Origin of the sequence: Mycolicibacter arupensis (genome assembly GCF_002086515.1) — a bacterium.
GTDB classification, from domain to species: Bacteria; Actinomycetota; Actinomycetes; order Mycobacteriales; family Mycobacteriaceae; genus Mycobacterium; species Mycobacterium arupense.
Genome location: NZ_MVHH01000011.1, coordinates 94,172 through 110,299, shown reverse-complemented (window position 1 = coordinate 110,299; position 16,128 = coordinate 94,172). Strand labels below are relative to the sequence as shown.

The 16,128-nt window shown below is 67.3% G+C and carries 17 protein-coding genes; 7 read left to right on the top strand and 10 right to left on the bottom strand.

The genetic code is table 11. The features are described from left to right. On the bottom strand, nt 1–180 hold a 180-nt coding region (locus tag BST15_RS08035; protein WP_207572048.1), incomplete at its 3' end, for a maleylpyruvate isomerase N-terminal domain-containing protein. Nucleotides 181–280: 100 nt separating this feature from the next. On the opposite strand from BST15_RS08035, the gene BST15_RS08030 reads away from it, so the two are divergent. Continuing rightward, nucleotides 281–877, top strand: coding sequence for a CGNR zinc finger domain-containing protein (locus BST15_RS08030; protein ID WP_023363551.1), 597 nt, complete (start codon nt 281–283; stop codon nt 875–877). A 189-nt stretch (nt 878–1,066) separates the two neighbouring features. On the opposite strand, the gene BST15_RS08025 is transcribed toward BST15_RS08030, so the two are convergent. The 5 genes from BST15_RS08025 to BST15_RS08005 form a co-directional block, all read right to left on the bottom strand. Next, a complete protein-coding gene (locus BST15_RS08025) occupies nt 1,067–1,699 on the bottom strand; it encodes a class I SAM-dependent methyltransferase (RefSeq protein ID WP_023363553.1) in 633 nt (210 codons plus the stop codon). A 212-nt stretch (nt 1,700–1,911) separates the two neighbouring features. Then, the gene (locus BST15_RS08020) at nt 1,912–4,887 is read right to left on the bottom strand and encodes an arabinosyltransferase domain-containing protein (protein ID WP_023363415.1); all 2,976 of its coding nucleotides are present in this window, start codon (nt 4,885–4,887) and stop codon (nt 1,912–1,914) included. A 329-nt stretch (nt 4,888–5,216) separates the two neighbouring features. Next, complete coding sequence (locus BST15_RS08015; protein ID WP_234708200.1) at nt 5,217–6,257, bottom strand: NHL repeat-containing protein; 1,041 nt, start codon at nt 6,255–6,257, stop codon at nt 5,217–5,219. 50 nt (nt 6,258–6,307) lie between these two features. Beyond that, complete coding sequence (locus BST15_RS08010) at nt 6,308–7,222, bottom strand: cytochrome c biogenesis CcdA family protein (protein ID WP_023363419.1); 915 nt, start codon at nt 7,220–7,222, stop codon at nt 6,308–6,310. Between the two features lies 1 nt (nt 7,223). Next, nucleotides 7,224–7,886 (bottom strand): DsbA family protein, encoded by a 663-nt coding sequence (locus tag BST15_RS08005; protein ID WP_050485427.1) that lies wholly within the window; start codon nt 7,884–7,886, stop codon nt 7,224–7,226. 460 nt (nt 7,887–8,346) lie between these two features. On the opposite strand from BST15_RS08005, the gene BST15_RS08000 reads away from it, so the two are divergent. From BST15_RS08000 to BST15_RS07980, 5 genes are all read left to right on the top strand, one after another. Then, nucleotides 8,347–8,595, top strand: a complete 249-nt coding sequence (locus BST15_RS08000; RefSeq protein ID WP_023363423.1) for a hypothetical protein — start codon at nt 8,347–8,349, stop codon at nt 8,593–8,595. 103 nt (nt 8,596–8,698) lie between these two features. After that, entirely contained in the window at nt 8,699–9,589 is an 891-nt protein-coding gene (locus BST15_RS07995) for an alpha/beta fold hydrolase (RefSeq protein ID WP_023363425.1), read from the top strand. A gap of 226 nt (nt 9,590–9,815) precedes the next feature. Beyond that, nucleotides 9,816–10,289, top strand: a complete 474-nt coding sequence (locus BST15_RS07990) for a YkgB family protein (RefSeq protein ID WP_023363427.1) — start codon at nt 9,816–9,818, stop codon at nt 10,287–10,289. Between the two features lie 233 nt (nt 10,290–10,522). Continuing rightward, nucleotides 10,523–11,086 carry a peroxiredoxin-like family protein gene (locus BST15_RS07985; protein WP_023363428.1) on the top strand — a complete coding sequence of 188 codons (564 nt, stop codon included), beginning with the start codon at nt 10,523–10,525 and terminating at the stop codon, nt 11,084–11,086. A gap of 58 nt (nt 11,087–11,144) precedes the next feature. Continuing rightward, the gene (locus BST15_RS07980) at nt 11,145–11,825 is read left to right on the top strand and encodes a TetR/AcrR family transcriptional regulator (protein WP_046188119.1); all 681 of its coding nucleotides are present in this window, start codon (nt 11,145–11,147) and stop codon (nt 11,823–11,825) included. A gap of 4 nt (nt 11,826–11,829) precedes the next feature. On the opposite strand, the gene BST15_RS07975 is transcribed toward BST15_RS07980, so the two are convergent. From BST15_RS07975 to BST15_RS07965, 3 genes are all read right to left on the bottom strand, one after another. Next, nucleotides 11,830–12,465, bottom strand: coding sequence for an RNA polymerase sigma factor (locus BST15_RS07975; protein WP_023363431.1), 636 nt, complete (start codon nt 12,463–12,465; stop codon nt 11,830–11,832). After that, a complete protein-coding gene (locus BST15_RS07970) occupies nt 12,459–12,758 on the bottom strand; it encodes an anti-sigma factor family protein (RefSeq protein WP_306341108.1) in 300 nt (99 codons plus the stop codon). Before BST15_RS07970 ends, BST15_RS07975 begins: the two co-directional genes overlap by 7 nt. Nucleotides 12,759–12,876: 118 nt before the next feature. Next, nucleotides 12,877–13,770 (bottom strand): haloalkane dehalogenase, encoded by an 894-nt coding sequence (locus BST15_RS07965; protein ID WP_033718784.1) that lies wholly within the window; start codon nt 13,768–13,770, stop codon nt 12,877–12,879. Between the two features lie 82 nt (nt 13,771–13,852). Here BST15_RS07965 and BST15_RS07960 point away from each other — a divergent pair, with 82 nt between their 5' ends. Then, nucleotides 13,853–14,797: an SDR family NAD(P)-dependent oxidoreductase gene (locus BST15_RS07960; protein ID WP_023363435.1), complete on the top strand. Its 945-nt coding sequence runs from the start codon at nt 13,853–13,855 to the stop codon at nt 14,795–14,797. Here BST15_RS07960 and BST15_RS22600 read toward each other — a convergent pair whose 3' ends face one another. After that, nucleotides 14,798–15,967, bottom strand: coding sequence for a redoxin family protein (locus tag BST15_RS22600; RefSeq protein WP_234708201.1), 1,170 nt, complete (start codon nt 15,965–15,967; stop codon nt 14,798–14,800). Nucleotides 15,968–16,128: the final 161 nt, after the last annotated feature.

The following is a 16,128-nucleotide window of genomic DNA, read 5'->3' as shown; positions in this document are numbered from 1 at the left end:
GCCGCCCTGTCCGTCGAGGGCCGCCGCAAAGGCGTCGATCGTGGCGACAGTGTGGCTGAGCAGCGACCGCACGCTCCACCCTGAGCACGGACTGGGGGCGTCCAGATTCGACACGCTCAGAGTGGAGACCAGGTCGACCAGGCGCTTATCGGCCTGTTGCAGCAGGTCCAACGAGTTCATCCGAGTTCCTTTCGTCAACTAACGTTTGACAGCAATGTTTACCGTTAGATTTTGTACTCGCGCTGCCTAACGTTGTCAACATCTTGATAGCATTAGTTAAATGAATACCGGGTCACGGCTCCAAAGGGCGCAGGCGGCGGGATTCGTCGTGGCGGGAGAGCCCTTGGCTGTGGACTTGGCCGACACGATCATCACCAGTCGGGATCCAGTCGTCGATCTGCTTGCCGACGAGGCGGCGTGTCGGTTCTGGTGGGGCCTGCAGCAGGATCGACTACCCGACGGGACGCCGGCTCCGTCACTTGCGCTCACCATTGAGCTGCGTCAAGCAGTTCGCGAGATACTCGACGCACACATCGCCGGGATCAGTCCCAGCGCAGCGGTCGTCAATCGCGTCAACGACATCGCATCAAGCGTGGCCTGCACCCGGCAGCTGGTGCAGACCCCAGCCGGGTGGGCCGCCCTGACCACTCGCCATCCACCGGCCGACCGGTTGTACGAACTCGCGCTAGCTGCCGTCGCCGAGAGCCTTATCGATCTGCTGGTCGGGCCTGCGCACAATCGCCTGCGCAGATGTGAGAACCCGACCTGCAGCATGCTCTTCGTCGCCTCCGACCCCCGCCGCAAGTTCTGCACCCAGAACATCTGCGCCAACAGGACACGAGTGGCCCGGCACTACCACCGCCACCACCGCAACTGACCCGGGCCCCGGCCAACCGCGCCGATGCCAACTTCGCCGGCCGCGCATGCCGAGACGCCACCGCGAACACACTGCTTGTGCTCAACACGAAGTCTCGATGACTCATCGGGCGGCCGATAGCAACCATATCGTGAGAACCCGCGATGTCCGCCCGCGCCGGTCTTTCGTCCGTCGCGGGTTGTGGGCCGATCATCGCGGCTTGGACACCTGCGCCACCCATCGTGCGCCCACGCGGTGGGTATGGGTCAAGGTCAGGCCCGCTCGCTCGGTCAGCTCCGAGGCGCTGTCGAGGCCGACCGAGGCCCAGTCAAACCAGCGACCCATCCCGCTGTCGGATTCCAGGCGAACCCGTCGCTGCTTGACACCCGATGTCGCCGGGTCGAACTCGACAAGGCATTGCCCGCCGGGAGCGAGCAACCGCGCGGCGCGGGCCAACACCCGCACGGGATCGCCAGCGAGGCCGATGTTGCCATCGACAAGTAGCACGGTGCCCCAACCACCCTCGCCGGGCAACGCACTGAACACGTCGCCGCGCAGGGCAGGCGCGCCACGCTGGTTGGCGATCCGCACGGCGGTCGCGGATTGATCGATTCCCAGTGCGGGTAGCCCGCGTCGAATCAGTTGTGCGACCAGACGTCCAGGTCCGCAGCCGAGGTCGATCGTCGGACCCGTGCACAAAGACACCACCGTTTCGTCGAAGGAGTGGTCCGCGCCGTGATGGCCGAGCCAGAGATCCACCGGCAGCTCTACGCGTTCACCGTCGTCGTGGCGAAGCCAGCAGCGCTCCCCCAGAAGCGCGCGCTCGTACTGCGGTCCCAGCATCCACCCTCCAGGTACGAGTAGAGGGCGTGGCACGCCCGTGGTGTTGAGTCGCCGATCGGTCGTCGGCTCGGGATGCGTCTGCACCCAATCGCGGTGCCTGACGCGCACGGTCATTGTTATGTCCGGGTGGCGTTGGTTGCCTGGCGAGCGCCGGGCATGTGAGGATTCCGTCAGCAACGGTCGGTATCGCGCGCGGGCGGCAGTCTGCGCGCTCAGCGTTCGGGTCGTTGATGCGCGACACCTCCGCTGCCGGGGACGATCACCTCGGTGACGGTGCGTTGGTAGGCGTCGCGGCTGGCTGTGTCCCCTGAAACCTTCACCGTTCCCCAGTCGACCTCTGGGTGCCCGACCAGACGGCTGGGGATCTCGTAGAGGTTCCCGAACTGGGCGAGCTCGGTGAAGGTGCCCCCGACGTCGGGGTCTCTGTCCTCGGTGAGCCAGGGTCGTGGTGACTCGATCACCACGACGGGTGTCTGGGCGACGCCGCCAGAGATCGTGGCGATGTCGCGCACGCACGGAAACACGAACGACTGCGGCCAGCTGAGCAGAACCGGTCCGTGGCCGGCAAGAAACCGGTTCAAGGGCACGATCGAACGCAGCCGCGGTCCGGTGAACGCCAGCCAACCGAAGGCGTCGGTGCGGGCGTCGACCGCCCGGATCCGTACCCGGTCAGCGCCGCGGGGCACCTCGGCGGCATCGACACCGATCGTGCGCCACAGTGGATGGTCGGGATCCTCGCCGGCGGCCGGCCGGTCGTTCGGGGCGCGGTCGCTGAGCACACTGACCTCCGCCCCCTGGCTGCGGCCGAATTCGAAGGCGAGCGCGTTGCCGCCGTTGGTGCGCCCCGAGACCGACACCGCGATGCCGGCGTCGGGCGAGAGCACCGGCAACACGAACCAGGGGCTGGTCATGGCTGCCGTGGCTGCGACACCGGCCGCGCGGCTACCCCACAGGAAAGTCGACGTGCCTCGCCCCGGGGGGTCGGGCGGCGGGGCGCCGGGCACGAAGCCGCCGTGGGCGGTGAATCCGGCGATCGCGCCGCCGGGGTCGGGCGCGGTGTCCAGGATCGCGCCGTCGGGCAACACTTCGATGTCATCGGCCAACCCGCACGACCGGCTGCCGCCGATCCAGTGCGTGTTCATCAGGGCCAGTGAACCGGCCGGACGGCGGATGGGCGCCGCGACAAACGAGCCAACCAGCAGGGCGAGCGCCATACCGACAGCGGTCACGGCGATCATGGCGGGACCCGCGACCACCACCCGCAGGGCACCCGGCCGTCGAGCGGCGATCCCCGCTGCAGCCGACAGCGCCGCGACCAGCCCAAGCCACAACACCGGATGAGCCAGCGGCAGGCCGAGCGGTCGGGGCGCCGTGTCGGCCCACGGGACGTCATAGACCGCAGGCAGCCACCAAGCGTTCGGCCCGGCGAAGGCCAGCGCCGCCGCTCCGGCGGCCAGCGCCGATCCCACAACCCCGGCAAGAACGCCGTAACGATCGGCCGCAGCGACTCGCTGGACGAGCATCACGACGCCCACAGTGAGCAGCGCGGCGAGTAGTCCCGCCGCTGACCCCAGGTGGTAGGACCACTTCGACGGTGACAGCGCCAGCAACGCAAGCGCCGTCGCCACCACCCCCGCCAGCCGAGCACCGGGCCGGCCGATCCGATCGCCGCGGCGCAGCCCCGCCCACAAGGTGATCGGCACCATCGCGACGGACAACAAGACGGGCAGCCGCTTGGCGAAGCTGCCCTGCTGGTCGGACCCCAACAGGTACCGATAGCGCAGTGGCTCCTCGTGCCACCGCAGCGACGGCCCGAAAAAGTTGTGCCAGTCGGTGGCCACCACCACGCCATCCCAGGTTTGATCGGCGAAGACGACGGTAAGAGCCACAGCCGCGACGCAGCACAGCATCGCGACAACCGCCGACAGGTGCATGCGAGCGGATGCCGCGCGCACTGCCGCGATCAGCCGCGGGGCGAACACCATCATCGGGGCCACGACCAGAAGGCCGTTGGCACTGATCGGCACCGTGACTGCGACGACCAGCAGCAGCCAGCCCACACCGGCCGGACTGCGAGCGCGTATTGCCAGCGCAAGAACCGCCGTAACACCCAGCGCCACATACGGTTCCGGACGGGTACCGAGGTTGAACGGCAGCCAGGTCGCCAGCAGGAACAACGCCGCCAAACTGCGGACCCGCATGCTCGCCGCGACCCCGGGCAAAGCCGCGCGTAGTACCCCCCGCGTCAACACAAACCAGGTCGCGATCGCCAATGCGGTGCTGGGGCCCCGCAGCCAAAACGGCGCCACGCTGACCCCAGTCAGCGGTGCCAGCAGCTGCTGGCTCAACGCGAACGGCGCCTCGGCGGCGTTCCACCATCGATAGTAATTACCCGGGTTGCCCGTCTCGGCCTGGTTGCGCGCGATCATGGCGGCCCAGCCGTCGTCGACGGCCAGCGGACCGATCACCGCCCACCCGGCCAGCACCGCCACCACCGCGACGTCGACCCACCACAGTCGATCCCGCTGCCGCAGCCACCGTCGACGCGGCGCGGTGGGTCGCGGCAACAACCACAGCGCCGCGGCAGCCGCGATCAGCTGCACCCCGATCAGGGCGTTCTTCAGTGGACCGGGAGACGTGGTGAAGGAATCACCGACCTCGAGGCGCACCTGCATCCCGGTCGCATCGGCCGCGTCGAGGTCCGTACGGAACCCGAACACCTCAGGAACCGGGTGGCCGGGCAGCTCGATCGTGCGCCCGGAGTCGGCGTCGCGCACCGACATCCCGGCCGGTCCGGCTGCGACGTGCACGTCACATGCGACGTCGTGGCGCGCGACCGGCAAATGCACGCTGCGCCCGTCGGCGGCAACACTGATCCCGGTGCGATCACCGCCGACGGTCAGGCCTGCAGGCCCGGTACCGGTGCTCAGCGCAATGACACGTACGGCAGATGCGGTCGCGGCGCGCAGGGCCGCGCAGGGGATCGTCGCCTGCAGGTGCAGCGGTCGGTAGGGCACCACGATCGCGCTGCTGGAGACGACCGGCTGGCCGGGCACCGGCCAGGTCAGCGTCGTCGTTTGGGCCCGCACCGGACAGAATGGCAGCGCGAGGCCGGCAACGATGCCCACGAGGCCGACAAGCAGAGCCAGCCAGCCGGGAGTCGCCTCGCGTGCACGCTGTGACTCCAAGTCTGCAGTCCCTTCGGGATCGGGCCGACAGGGTTTACACACAAGGGTGTCGGTCCGTCGTGGTGGCTCGCTCGCACACCGCTTCGACGTCACGGTGCGGTCACCATTGAGCATCACGCCCGCCATCGGTCCCCCACCACAACGCCTGCACCCCGGCGCGGCAGCTGATGCAAACCCCTGATGACCTTCTGGCCATCGGCGAGGCAGGACCGCGGCAGTGAATGTTCTGCCGGCCAACAGCAAGACTCGATGAGCGAGCCGCGCGTCGGCCACAGCGGCGCGATACGTTCACCCGGTGATCGGCTCTGGACCTGCCGAAAATCGGTCGGCTAGCCGGCAGGCAGCCGGTCGGGCGACACGATCTGCAAGTTGTCCTGGCCGACGGGGTGGCTGCCGGTGATCAGCACGGTGCCTGAAGATGGATCCACTGCAACAGAATTGGGCTGTTGGACGGTGGGGACGTCAGCGATGATGCGCGGCGTCGCGGCGTCGGTCGTGTCGATCACGCGCATCAGGTTCGATGCGGTCAGGGTGACATAAAGGCGGGCACGGCGCGCATCGTAGGCCAGCCCGTACGGGTTGCCGGGAGCCTCGATCCTGGAGACCTGCGAGATCTGCGGCTCGATTCGCTCGATCAGTACCGCACCACCGTCGGTGTCGGCGAGTGCAACCAGATCGGTGGACAACCCCACCACGTGGGTCAGTTTCACACCGGCCGGGCCGTGCGCGGCCAGCCGCTGCGCGGCGCCGTCGTAGACCCATAATCCGTTTCCCCGCACATCGGCGACGGCCGCGTACTTGCCCACGCCCGCAACGCCTCCCGGCTGCACCGGGCCGCCAGGAGCCGAACCGATGACCTGGCCGTCGCGGACGAAAACGACACCGCCGCCGAGTTCGTTGGTGACCACGATGGTTCCATCCGCGGTCTGAGCGGCGTCGTGCGGCTGGTGGCCGACTCCGGTCGTCCTGGCAACAACCGCGCCCTGCGAAAGCGACACCTGCAGCAGCTCGTTGGACCCCTCCATCGGCACCAGGACCGGCCCGTCCGGTCCGGCCAGACTTAGGTGCCGCGCCGCTGCGGTGGTCGAGATCCGTCGACGCACCACACCTGTCGCAGCGGTGAACAACACCACGCCATCGGGATTGCGCACCGCCACGGCCCCGACTCCGGACCGCCCGACCACGATTCCTTCCGGCGCAGCTCCGATCGACACCACCCGGCCCGCGGGCGGAGTGCGCAACTGACCCGCGGTCGCGGGCTCAGCCGGCCGCGCCGCGCCCGATGTCGGAGGCGGACTCGACGTGGACACCGGCGAGCCGGCATCGCGGCCACACCCGACCGTCACACCGACGGCCAGGCCGACGGTCAATGCGATAGATGCTATGTCCAGCGAAACCCGCATTCGTCGAGCCCGCGGCCTCAGTCGGGGTCTGCCACCGCGGTGTGCCGGACCGAGTGCTCGACACCACCGACGATCGCGGGCCTGCCGTCCGGCGGCTGTGTCGAGTCGGCGGCCCCCGCCCGCGGGTGTCGCCGCCGGCACCGCAGCGTGAGCACCGCGACGGCCAGCACGACCAGCACCACGACGGTGTCGGGAACGTGAGCGGCCAGAGCCGCGGCGGCCGTCTCGCCCCGCAGTGCGATCCTGGGATCGACGGCGGGGATGCCGGTGCTGCCACCGAAGAAGACGAATACCGCCCCGGTCGCGACAAACAGCAGCCCACCGATGGCAGACGTGGTGTGCAGGTGCAGCCGACCGACCTGAAATGCCCTCCCACGCAACCATTTCCGATGCCCGAGGTCGAACCGCTGCCACGCCGCAGTCAATAGGAACAGCGGCGCGGTCATACCGGCGGCGTAGACGGCCAGCAGCACGCCACCGCGCACTGGGGCCGCGCCGGCGGCCGCCACCGTGAGTACCGCACCCAGGATTGGGCCGGAACAGAAGCCGGCCAGGCCGTATGCCGCTCCCAGGCCGGCGGTCGATATCCAGGTGCTGCGCTGGGCCATTCGCGCCTGAAGGCGAACCACCGGCGCCAGAGTCCACCCGCCGCCGAGGATCTGAACCAGGCCGAAAACGATGACCACCGTCCCGGCAGCAACGATCAACACCCTCCGATGCTCGGTGAGGATGGCCGCCAGTCCGCCTGTGCCCGCACCCAACGGGACCAGGACCGCGGCCAGGCCGAGATAGAAGACACCGGTGCGCGCCACCATCATCGTCGGACTAGAAAAGGCGTACGCGAAGAACGACGGCAACAGCAGCGCGTTGCACGGGTTGAGCAGCGCCAGCACCCCACCCAGAAACGCAGCCAGGTAGCCGATGTCGAGCACGTCAAGGCGCCTTCACCGCGGCGGCATCGATGACCCGACGAAGCGTGTCCAAGGATTGCGCACCGATGAGCAGCTCGTCGTTGACCAGGAAGGAGGGCACGTGGGTGATGCCGAGCTGCCGTGCGTCGCTGCGGTCGCGCTCGACCGCGTCGGCGATGGCGGGGTCAGCCAAGTCGGCGACGAACCTGTCAACGTCGAGTCCCGCGTTGCGCGCCATCGCCATCAGCGATTGCTCGGTCACCGCCCCGCTGTTTTCCGGGGCCTGGTCGCGGTAAAACGCGTCGTGAAACGCCCAGAACGCCCCTTGGCGCGCTGCTGCGCGCGCGCCGCGCGCGGCCAGCACCGACTCCGGACCCAACTTGGCCAGGTCATGCCATTCGAAGCGCACCTTGCCGGTCTGCACGTAATCGCCGATCAGCACCGGCTGGCTGTCCAGATCGAACGCCCGGCAAAACGGACACTGGAAATCACCCCACTCCGCCACCACGACCGGCGCCGACACCGATCCCCTCGCGAGGGCATCGCCCTCGGACGGCTGATGCGCGCCGCGCCACGTCTGAATCGCCGAGGACGCGGCGGTGGATCGTGACGCACCGTGCTGCGTCTGTGGTTCGGACGAATGGTGGATACCGGCCACAGCAAGCACCACCACAACCGCGACCACACTCAACGCACCCAGCCACCACCGTGCACGCCCGGCCAGCCGGCGCCCAAGGGTGCCCGAGGCTCGCGGGCGTCGCGCAGCGGAAGCGCCCGACGAGTCGTTCATCATCAGATCATCCATGGTTCACCGATCGGTCAAAGTTGGATGTCGGCTGAGGCAGAACGTCTTTCGGGCATCGCGAGCACACTCGTCTTGGAGCAAGCGATGCTGACGCGAGGGTATGCATGTCCGTAACTCCTTGCAGCCGAAGGAATCTGATCAACTCACTGATTCGAAAATCGTGCTGTCTTGAATCGAACCCTACGCGCTCACCACCGGTCGAGACTTGGCGGTCACCGTTCCGTCACAATTGGCGTGATCCAATTGCTTTGCCGCGGTGCGGCAATCAGGGCTGCTGCCGAAGGCGCCGGCCCCAGCGCATGCCAACCAACCAACGCATGCCAACCAAGGAGGTTCCCTCATGAATCGAATCGCATTCTCCATCGTCGGCGCCAGCCTGCTGGCCGTGGCCGGTGTTGCCACAGCCGGACCCGCGGGGGCGACGGCCGACGACACCGTCAACTCGTTGAAATCCGAGGGCTACAACGTGCAAATCAACGGGACACCAAGCGCCAACCTCTCGGCGTGCACCGTCACCGGCGTCAAGAAGGACGCTGGGGGCGCCAACCCGACCGCCTACGTCGACATTTCTTGCCCGACCGGCTGCTGACGAGGCCGCCAACCGCACCGGACGCTACGGTGCGACGGTATGCAGCGCCCGGTAGTGTACTGTCCAGTACAGGGTAGGCTGAGATGAACGGATCCACAGGATAATGTCGCTTGCCGTCGAGCAATTATTGGCCGGGTACCGGGCATCGGGCAGAGAGTTCACCGCCGCCGGGGTGCGCTCCTTTGCCCTCGATGCCGGTGCGCCGGACGCCGAGCCGGTGGTGTGCGTGCACGGGGTTCCCGCGTCGAGCTATCTCTACCGCAAGGTCGTAGCGGCCGTGGCGCACCGGGGTCTGCGCGGTATTGCCGTCGACCTGCCCGGGCTGGGTTACGCCGAACGTCCGGCGGACTTCGACTACACCTGGACCGGCCTTGGCCGCTGGTTGCTCGCGGCCGTCGACGCGTTGGAGCTCGAACGTTTCCACCTGGTGGTGCACGACATCGGAGGGCCGATCGGGTTCGAAGTCGCCGCAGCACAGCCTGACCGGATCCGGTCGTTGACCATGCTCAACACCACTGTGGCCGTTGAGAGCTTTCAGCGCCCGTGGATGATGGAGCCGTTTGCACACACGGGCGTGGGCGAGGCGTGGCTGGCGTCGCTGCAGTTGCCCGGTGTGTTCCTGTCGTTGATGCGCTACACGGGTGTCAGCCGCAAGGTTCCGGCGGCCGAAATCGCCGCGTATGTCCCGCTGTTGCTCGGCGACGACGGCGGGCGGGCGTTCCTGAAGATCATGCGAGGCTTCGAGCCGACCGCCGACAAGCAACGGCGCTACGTGTCCGCCGTACGGAACACCCCGTATCCGGTGCAGATCGTCTGGGGCGCCCGAGACCACGCCCTGACATTGCGCCACGACGGCATTCACGCGCAACTGGCATCAGGCATCGACGACCCGATCCTGTTGCCCGCCAAACATTTCCTCCAAGAGGACTACCCAGAACAGATCGCCGACGCCGTCTGCCGTCTCGCTTCGGCCGTTGACGGACAGCGTCGGTAAACCCGACACCGTTGCGAACCTGACAGTCGCCACGAACAGCCGTTACGGCGCCCGCGTCCACTCCTTGTCAAACACACAGGCAGCGACCACGCGGACAGGCGCCTCGCGCCTGAGTCGTAGTTGACCATTCGGTCAACTTGGAGCCGAAACCCTGTTCTGTGTAACGGAAGCCGGGTTGGCCGACACCACACCAACGACAGCAGACTCCCGTTTGGAGGTTAAACTCGTGGCTACCAACAATGTCCTGACCAATCCGGGCATCCACGCGAGGCTCGAAGGCCTCGCGTCTTTCGTCGCCCGCTACGGCCTGGTCGTCGTGATCGCCTGGATCGGTGCGCTGAAGTTCACCGCCTACGAGGCCGAGGGCATCCAGCCACTGGTCGCCAACAGCCCACTGTTGAGCTGGCTCTACAACCTGTTCTCGGTGCAGACCTTCTCCAATCTGCTGGGGGTTTTCGAGATCCTCACCGCGATCCTGCTGGCCGCCAAACCCATCGCGCCCAAACTCTCGGTGCTCGGCAGCGTCCTGGCGACGCTGTTGTTCCTGACGACGATCAGCTTCCTGTTCAGCACCCCCGGCGTCGCCGAAGCGGCCGGCGGCGGATTCCCCGCATTGTCGTCGACCGGTCAGTTCCTGCTCAAGGACGTCGTCCTACTCGGGGTGTCGCTGTGGACCCTGGCCGACACCCTACGTGGGTGACCCCCACGCGATCGACGATGGGCGCCATGGTCGACGCCGACTCGGCACGCCACCACCGAAGTGCGATTCGGCCCTGGGCGGCAAGCATTGTCGTACACCGTCAGGTCATGGTGACGAAACGCCGACAGCCGCGAAATCGCCCATTACCCACCGCAGCCTCGACTGTACTGTTTAGTACACTATCTTTGTCACTTGCGGGCCCGCCACGAACTTTCTGAAAGGCAGTACTTCTCATGAGAAAAGCCAACGTCGTCGGCCCGGGCACTGTGGTGGCACCCCGGGAACTGGTCACCGTATCCGGAGAGACGGTGCGCATCCCGGATCCCGACCGCCTTGTCCATCTGCAGTTGCGTCGCTTCGCGGGCTGCCCGATCTGCAACGTGCACCTTCAGTCGATGGCGCGGCGTTACGACGAGATCGCCGCGGCCGGCATCCGTGAGGTGGTGGTGTTCCACTCCAGCGATGACGAACTGCGCCGCCACGGGGTCGAGCTGCCGTTCGCGGTCATCGGCGATCCGGCCAAGCTGCTCTACGACGAGTTCGGTGTGGGTTCCTCGCGGCGGGCCATCCTCGACCCCCGCGCCCTCGCCCCGGTCGTGGCCCAGCGGATTCGCCAACTCCTCAAGCGGGGCGACCCGACCCCGACACCGGTCTACAACAACGACCCGATCGGAGGCACCCTGGGGCTGCCGGGAGACTTCCTGATCGGGTCGGACGGCAAAGTGGTCGCCGCCAAACGCGGAATCCACGCCTACGACCAGTGGTCGGTCGACGAACTGCTGGCCCACGTGCGGTGACACCGGCCGCGGTCGCGCCGTGCCGGTCGGCCAGGGTTGCTTCTATATCCTTTTCGGGATGTCCGCATTGCGACCGACCGGCACGGCGCGCCCGCTCCCAGCGACCGCGCGCGGTCAGCGTGCGCGCGCACAGATCGTGGACGCCGCGGCCACGTTGATGTATCACAACGGCGTGAGCACCACCAGCCTCGACGACGTGCTGACCGCCGCGGGCGCCGGCAAGGGCCAGATGTATCACTATTTCGACGGCAAGGCCGACCTGGTGGCCGCGGTGATCGAGCGGCAACTGGAGTTGGTGCTCGCCGCGCAGCAACCCGAACTCGACCACACCGACTCCTGGCAGGGCATCGACGCGTGGATGGCCCGCATCGTGCGCGAGCAATCCCGAAGGGGCGGCCCGTTCGGGTGTCCGTTGGGAACGATCGCGGCCGAGTTGAAAAACGATGACACGTTTGGCCCCAGCCTGGATGCCGCGTTCGCTCGGTGGGAAGCCCCCCTGGCGCGCGGGCTGAAGGCGATGAAGGATCGCGGCGACCTGGTGCACACGGCGAAACCGGCGCGCCTGGCCGCCATGGTCATCGCCGCCCTGCAGGGCGGGATGTTGCTCGCCCGTGTGCGCGGAAACGTCACCGTGCTACGCGACACCCTCGACGGCGCGGTCACCGAACTTCACCGCTGGGCGGCTACTTCAGCACCCGCCAAACCCGGATCGGCCCGCCGCAAGCGCCAAACCCGTTGAGCCGTCAGAACTCTCGCTGGCCTGCGCTGAGGTAATCCTCAAGACTTTGACGGATCGCTGCGCGTCCGCGGTGCAGCAGCACCCGTTGATTGCCCGCGGTGATGTCGAGCACCTCGCAGACCTCCGCGGCGTCGAACCCGAGAAGGTCGCGCAGGGTCACCACGGCGCGTTGTCCCTCGGGTAACTTGTCCAGCTCACGCCGGGCAACCTCCAACAACTCGCGATGCAGAACCGAGCCCTCCGGGCTGTCCGGGAACGGCGCCGGCGGCTGTTTCCACGAGCCGGCGCCGGGCTCGCCGGGACGGTGAAAGCGCGCTGGATCCACGGTGGCCGCACCGAAGTCGGTGAGGGTCTCGTTGCGCCGATGATCGCGAACCCCGCGCTGCTTGGCGATGTTTGTCAACACCGCAAAGAGCCACGTCTTGAGCGAGGATCGGCCCTCAAAACCCCTAATGCCCTTCACCACGGCGATCCAAGTCTCTTGCACCACGTCCTCGGCTGTCGGGTGATCGGAGACGTAGGCGCGTGCGACACGCAACAGGGCGGGCGTGTGCTCGTCGACCAGTTGAGCAAAGGCACGCTGATCACCCGCGCGAAGCCCCGTGACCAACGCCTGCTCACCGGCGATCCGGGTTACCATGAGCCCGCCGTCTCGGCGAAGGCGGCCAGCAGCCGGGCGCGGTAGACCGGATCGAGGTGCTCCTCACGGATGCCGCCCAGAGTGCCGACCGTGGCGTGCAACTGGTCCAAATAAGCGGCGCAGCCCTCACATCCGTGCAGATGCGTCTCAAAGCGCGCGCGATCGTCGGCATCGAGCGCGTCCTCCAGATACGCCGTGACCAGCTCGACCATCTCCTCGCACCGCAGCGGGCGCGACCGCATCACCCCGCGCCGCCGCCACCACCACCGCATCCGGCCAGCCTTAGACGTCATTTCTCGCCCTCGACAATCATCGGGTCCCCAGATCCCCGGTCGGCGCGGCGGAATGCCGGGCCGATGAATTCAGCGTGACACGGCCAACGGGTCGTTGCCACCAGCCGTCACACTTTCGTCACGGCGCCACCTTGAGCACCTCGTGGGCGAGGAGCTCGCCGCGATCCTCCTGCAGGAAGTGCGATGCGCCTTCGATGCGCACCTGATCGATGGCGCCGGGGATGAGGTCACAGAACACCTGACCAGCTCGGGGGAAGGGGAAGATGGGGTCCTGGTCGGAGAACGCCACCAGGGCCGGCTTCTGCCACCGCGACAGCTGGTCGATGACCGCCCGCATCTCGTTGGCCCCGACGTCGTCGCCCGTGATGGGGACAAGCAGCGGGAAGCGGGCCGCCCCGGCTTTGGACTCGGGCGTGGGGAAGGGCGCGTCGTAGGCGGCGACGACGTCGTCGGCCAGGTCGGTGGCCGTCGCACCCTGGATCACCATTCCGACCGGGAGGTCGGGGTTCTTCTCGGCGAACTCGCGCCAGGACAGGAACCCTTTGGACACCCGCCCCGTGAACAGCCCGGTGTTGAAGATCGCCAGTGCAGCCACGCGATCGGAGTGCTCGACGGCCCAGCGCAGGCCGATCGGGCCGCCCCAGTCCTGCACCACGGCCGTCGCCTGCTGCACGTCGAGGCGATCGAGCACCGCGCTGACGATCTGCACGTGCCGGTCGAAGGTGTACCAGTTCGGGTCAGTCGGCTTGTCCGAGCGCCCGAAGCCGGCGTAGTCCGGCGCAATGACACGGTGGCCCGCGGCCACCAGCGGGCCGATCATCTTGCGGTACAGGTAAACCCAACTCGGCTCGCCGTGAAAACACACGATCGGCGTGCCCTCGCGCGGGCCCTCGTCGAGGTAATGGATCCGCAGACCGTCAACGTCGACATAGTGCGGCGTGAAGTCATAGCCAGGCAGGTGGGCGAATCGGCCCTCCGGGGTCCGAAAAACTTCAGGCAGGCCAACGCTCATCGGGCAGCTCCAGGTGTGAGGCAGGTGATCGTGATGTAGTGTACCGAACGGTAAAGTCAGACTTTCGGCGGTCGGAGCGGCGATGACACGGACGGATCGGGCCATTCTCATCACGGGCGCGAATTCCGGGATCGGCAAGGAGATCGCACGGCAACTGGCACTGCGCGGCGCATTTTCGACAATCTTCCTCGCGTGTCGCAACCTCACGCGAGCCGCGTCGGCACGATCCGACCTCGAGCGCGCCACGAACACCGCGCTGTTCGAAATCCTGCACATGGACGTCGCCGATCCCGGATCTGTGCAATCGGCCCTCGACACGATCACCAAACCGCTGCACACCGTCGTCTTGAACGCTGGCGGCCTCGGCGGGCCAAAACCATTGGCGCTCAACGACCATGGTGTCACCGAGGTCTTCGCCGCAAACGTGCTGGGGCACGTGATGCTGCTGGAGGCGCTGATCCAGCGTGAAATGTTAACCGCCGCCGCCGTGCTGACCGGCAGCGAGGCTGCCCGTGGTGTTGTTCAATTGCGCATCCCACCCCCAACCTTCGCCCACCATTCCGCCGACGAGTTCGCCGGCGTCATCGACGGATCCTTCTACACCGGCAGGCGCGCCACCGCGATGCTGGCTTACGCCCACGCGAAATATCTTGGTGCACTGTGGATATCGGCCCTGGCACGCCGCCATCCCGACCTTCGTCTGCTCACCGTGAGCCCGGGCAACACCGCAGGCACCAACGCGTTCGAGCACACCAACCCGATAGTGAGGACCGTCATGAGCCGCGTCGTGATGCCCTACATCGCACCGCTGTTCGGCCTTGCGCACAAGCTCGACGTCGGCGCGCGACGTCTGGTTGACGCAATCGTCGATGACTCGTACCGCAGCGGAGTGTTCTACGCCAGTGGCGCCGGGAAGCTCACCGGGCCCGTCGTCGACCAGGCGACGATCCTGGCAGACTTCGCCGACACCACGATCCAAGATCGCGCCGACGAAGCCATCCACCGATTTGTCGCCGCCGCTCGCTGACTACCGATCATCGGTGACAAGCGCCGACGGGTCGGCTGCCACGATCGCCTCCACCTCGATGCGCAGCGCGTCGAGGTGGTCGCGGGCGGCCCCGTCATAGTCGCGTGCGTGGTCATCAAGAACACACACCGTCCCCACCACGTGCCCGCCGGCGTCTCGGACCGGCATCCCGAGGTAATTACTCAAGCCGAACTCGGTCTCATCCTCGTTGCCCGCGAAGGTGTCATCGAGGCGGGAGTCACGCACGAAGATCGCCTCCCCGCCGTCGACCACCCGTTCGCAATACAGCGGCACCCGATCCGGTGCGGCGCCGGCCTTGGAGCCTGCGGCGCCCACCCGATAGAAGGCGGTGCCCGGGCCCGCCGTCGCCGCGACGACCATGGAATCGGGGTCCGAGCGCATGACCAGAACGGACTTGACACCGAGTTCGTCGGCCAGTTCTTCCAGGCGGGGCGCCACCGGGGCAAGAGAAGGTGTGGTCGCCGCTGACGTGGCCGCGCGGCCAAGAACACGGTCGACCGCCGCCAAGATGTCTTCAGGCTCGGTGCGCGTGGCGTAATTAGAATGCACGTCGATCCACCGCAACACCGACTCGGCATCGACGATCGCCACCGTGGGCATCGGCAGCGCAACGGTGCCGTCGGCGTTCACCGCCGCAAGATCAAGCCCCAGCTGCTTCTGCGCGGCCTGCGCTTCGTCGCTGGGCGCGATAACGATGCCCAACGCGGCGGCGATGCGGTTGCCCGGATCGGAGAGCACCGCGAAGCTCAGCTCATTGGCCTGCTGCATCGACACCGAACCATCCGGGCTCTGCGGGCTGATGGCCACCAGACGAACGCCGCGGGCCTCCAGCGCCGGCACCAAATCCTGTTCGTAAACGCGCAGCGCGATGTTGCAATACGGGCACCACGCCCCCCGATAGAAGACCACGACCGTGGGTGCTCCGGCCAGCACGTCGGCCGACGAGACTGACGTCCCGTCCGCCCCAATGAGCTCAGCGATCGGGAATCGCGTCCCAGGCACGGCCACCGACGCCGGCACCCCGGCCGCCTGGAGCTCGCGCTGGTCGGCGGCGAAGACCTCGAGCACCTCAGGCGGAGCCACGCCGGCCAACTGCTCCGCCAATTCTGCGACCTTCTCGCTGAAAGTGGTGAACTTAGAGCTTGTCATAGCACGCCTTCCCCGTCGGTGGTGTCATCGAGCCTGTCGACAGCGATCTCGCCTAGTGTACCAAACAGTACAGACGATGAACTCGCTTGAGCACCAAGCCCTGTCGGGTCCGAACGCACAACTGGCGGGGACTCGAGTTTCGTTGTCCCCCGCGCAGCCAT

Bases quoted from the DNA above. Each gene is read 5' to 3' on its own strand.
- BST15_RS08030 (WP_023363551.1), top strand. From the start codon at position 281: ATGAATACCGGGTCACGGCTCCAAAGGGCGCAGGCGGCGGGATTCGTC.
- BST15_RS08025 (WP_023363553.1), bottom strand. From the start codon at position 1,699: ATGCTGGGACCGCAGTACGAGCGCGCGCTTCTGGGGGAGCGCTGCTGG.
- BST15_RS08000 (WP_023363423.1), top strand. From the start codon at position 8,347: ATGAATCGAATCGCATTCTCCATCGTCGGCGCCAGCCTGCTGGCCGTG.
- BST15_RS07995 (WP_023363425.1), top strand. From the start codon at position 8,699: ATGTCGCTTGCCGTCGAGCAATTATTGGCCGGGTACCGGGCATCGGGC.
- BST15_RS07985 (WP_023363428.1), top strand. From the start codon at position 10,523: ATGAGAAAAGCCAACGTCGTCGGCCCGGGCACTGTGGTGGCACCCCGG.
- BST15_RS07980 (WP_046188119.1), top strand. From the start codon at position 11,145: ATGTCCGCATTGCGACCGACCGGCACGGCGCGCCCGCTCCCAGCGACC.
- BST15_RS07975 (WP_023363431.1), bottom strand. From the start codon at position 12,465: ATGGTAACCCGGATCGCCGGTGAGCAGGCGTTGGTCACGGGGCTTCGC.
- BST15_RS07970 (WP_306341108.1), bottom strand. From the start codon at position 12,758: ATGACGTCTAAGGCTGGCCGGATGCGGTGGTGGTGGCGGCGGCGCGGG.
- BST15_RS07965 (WP_033718784.1), bottom strand. From the start codon at position 13,770: ATGAGCGTTGGCCTGCCTGAAGTTTTTCGGACCCCGGAGGGCCGATTC.
- BST15_RS07960 (WP_023363435.1), top strand. From the start codon at position 13,853: ATGACACGGACGGATCGGGCCATTCTCATCACGGGCGCGAATTCCGGG.
- BST15_RS22600 (WP_234708201.1), bottom strand. From the start codon at position 15,967: ATGACAAGCTCTAAGTTCACCACTTTCAGCGAGAAGGTCGCAGAATTG.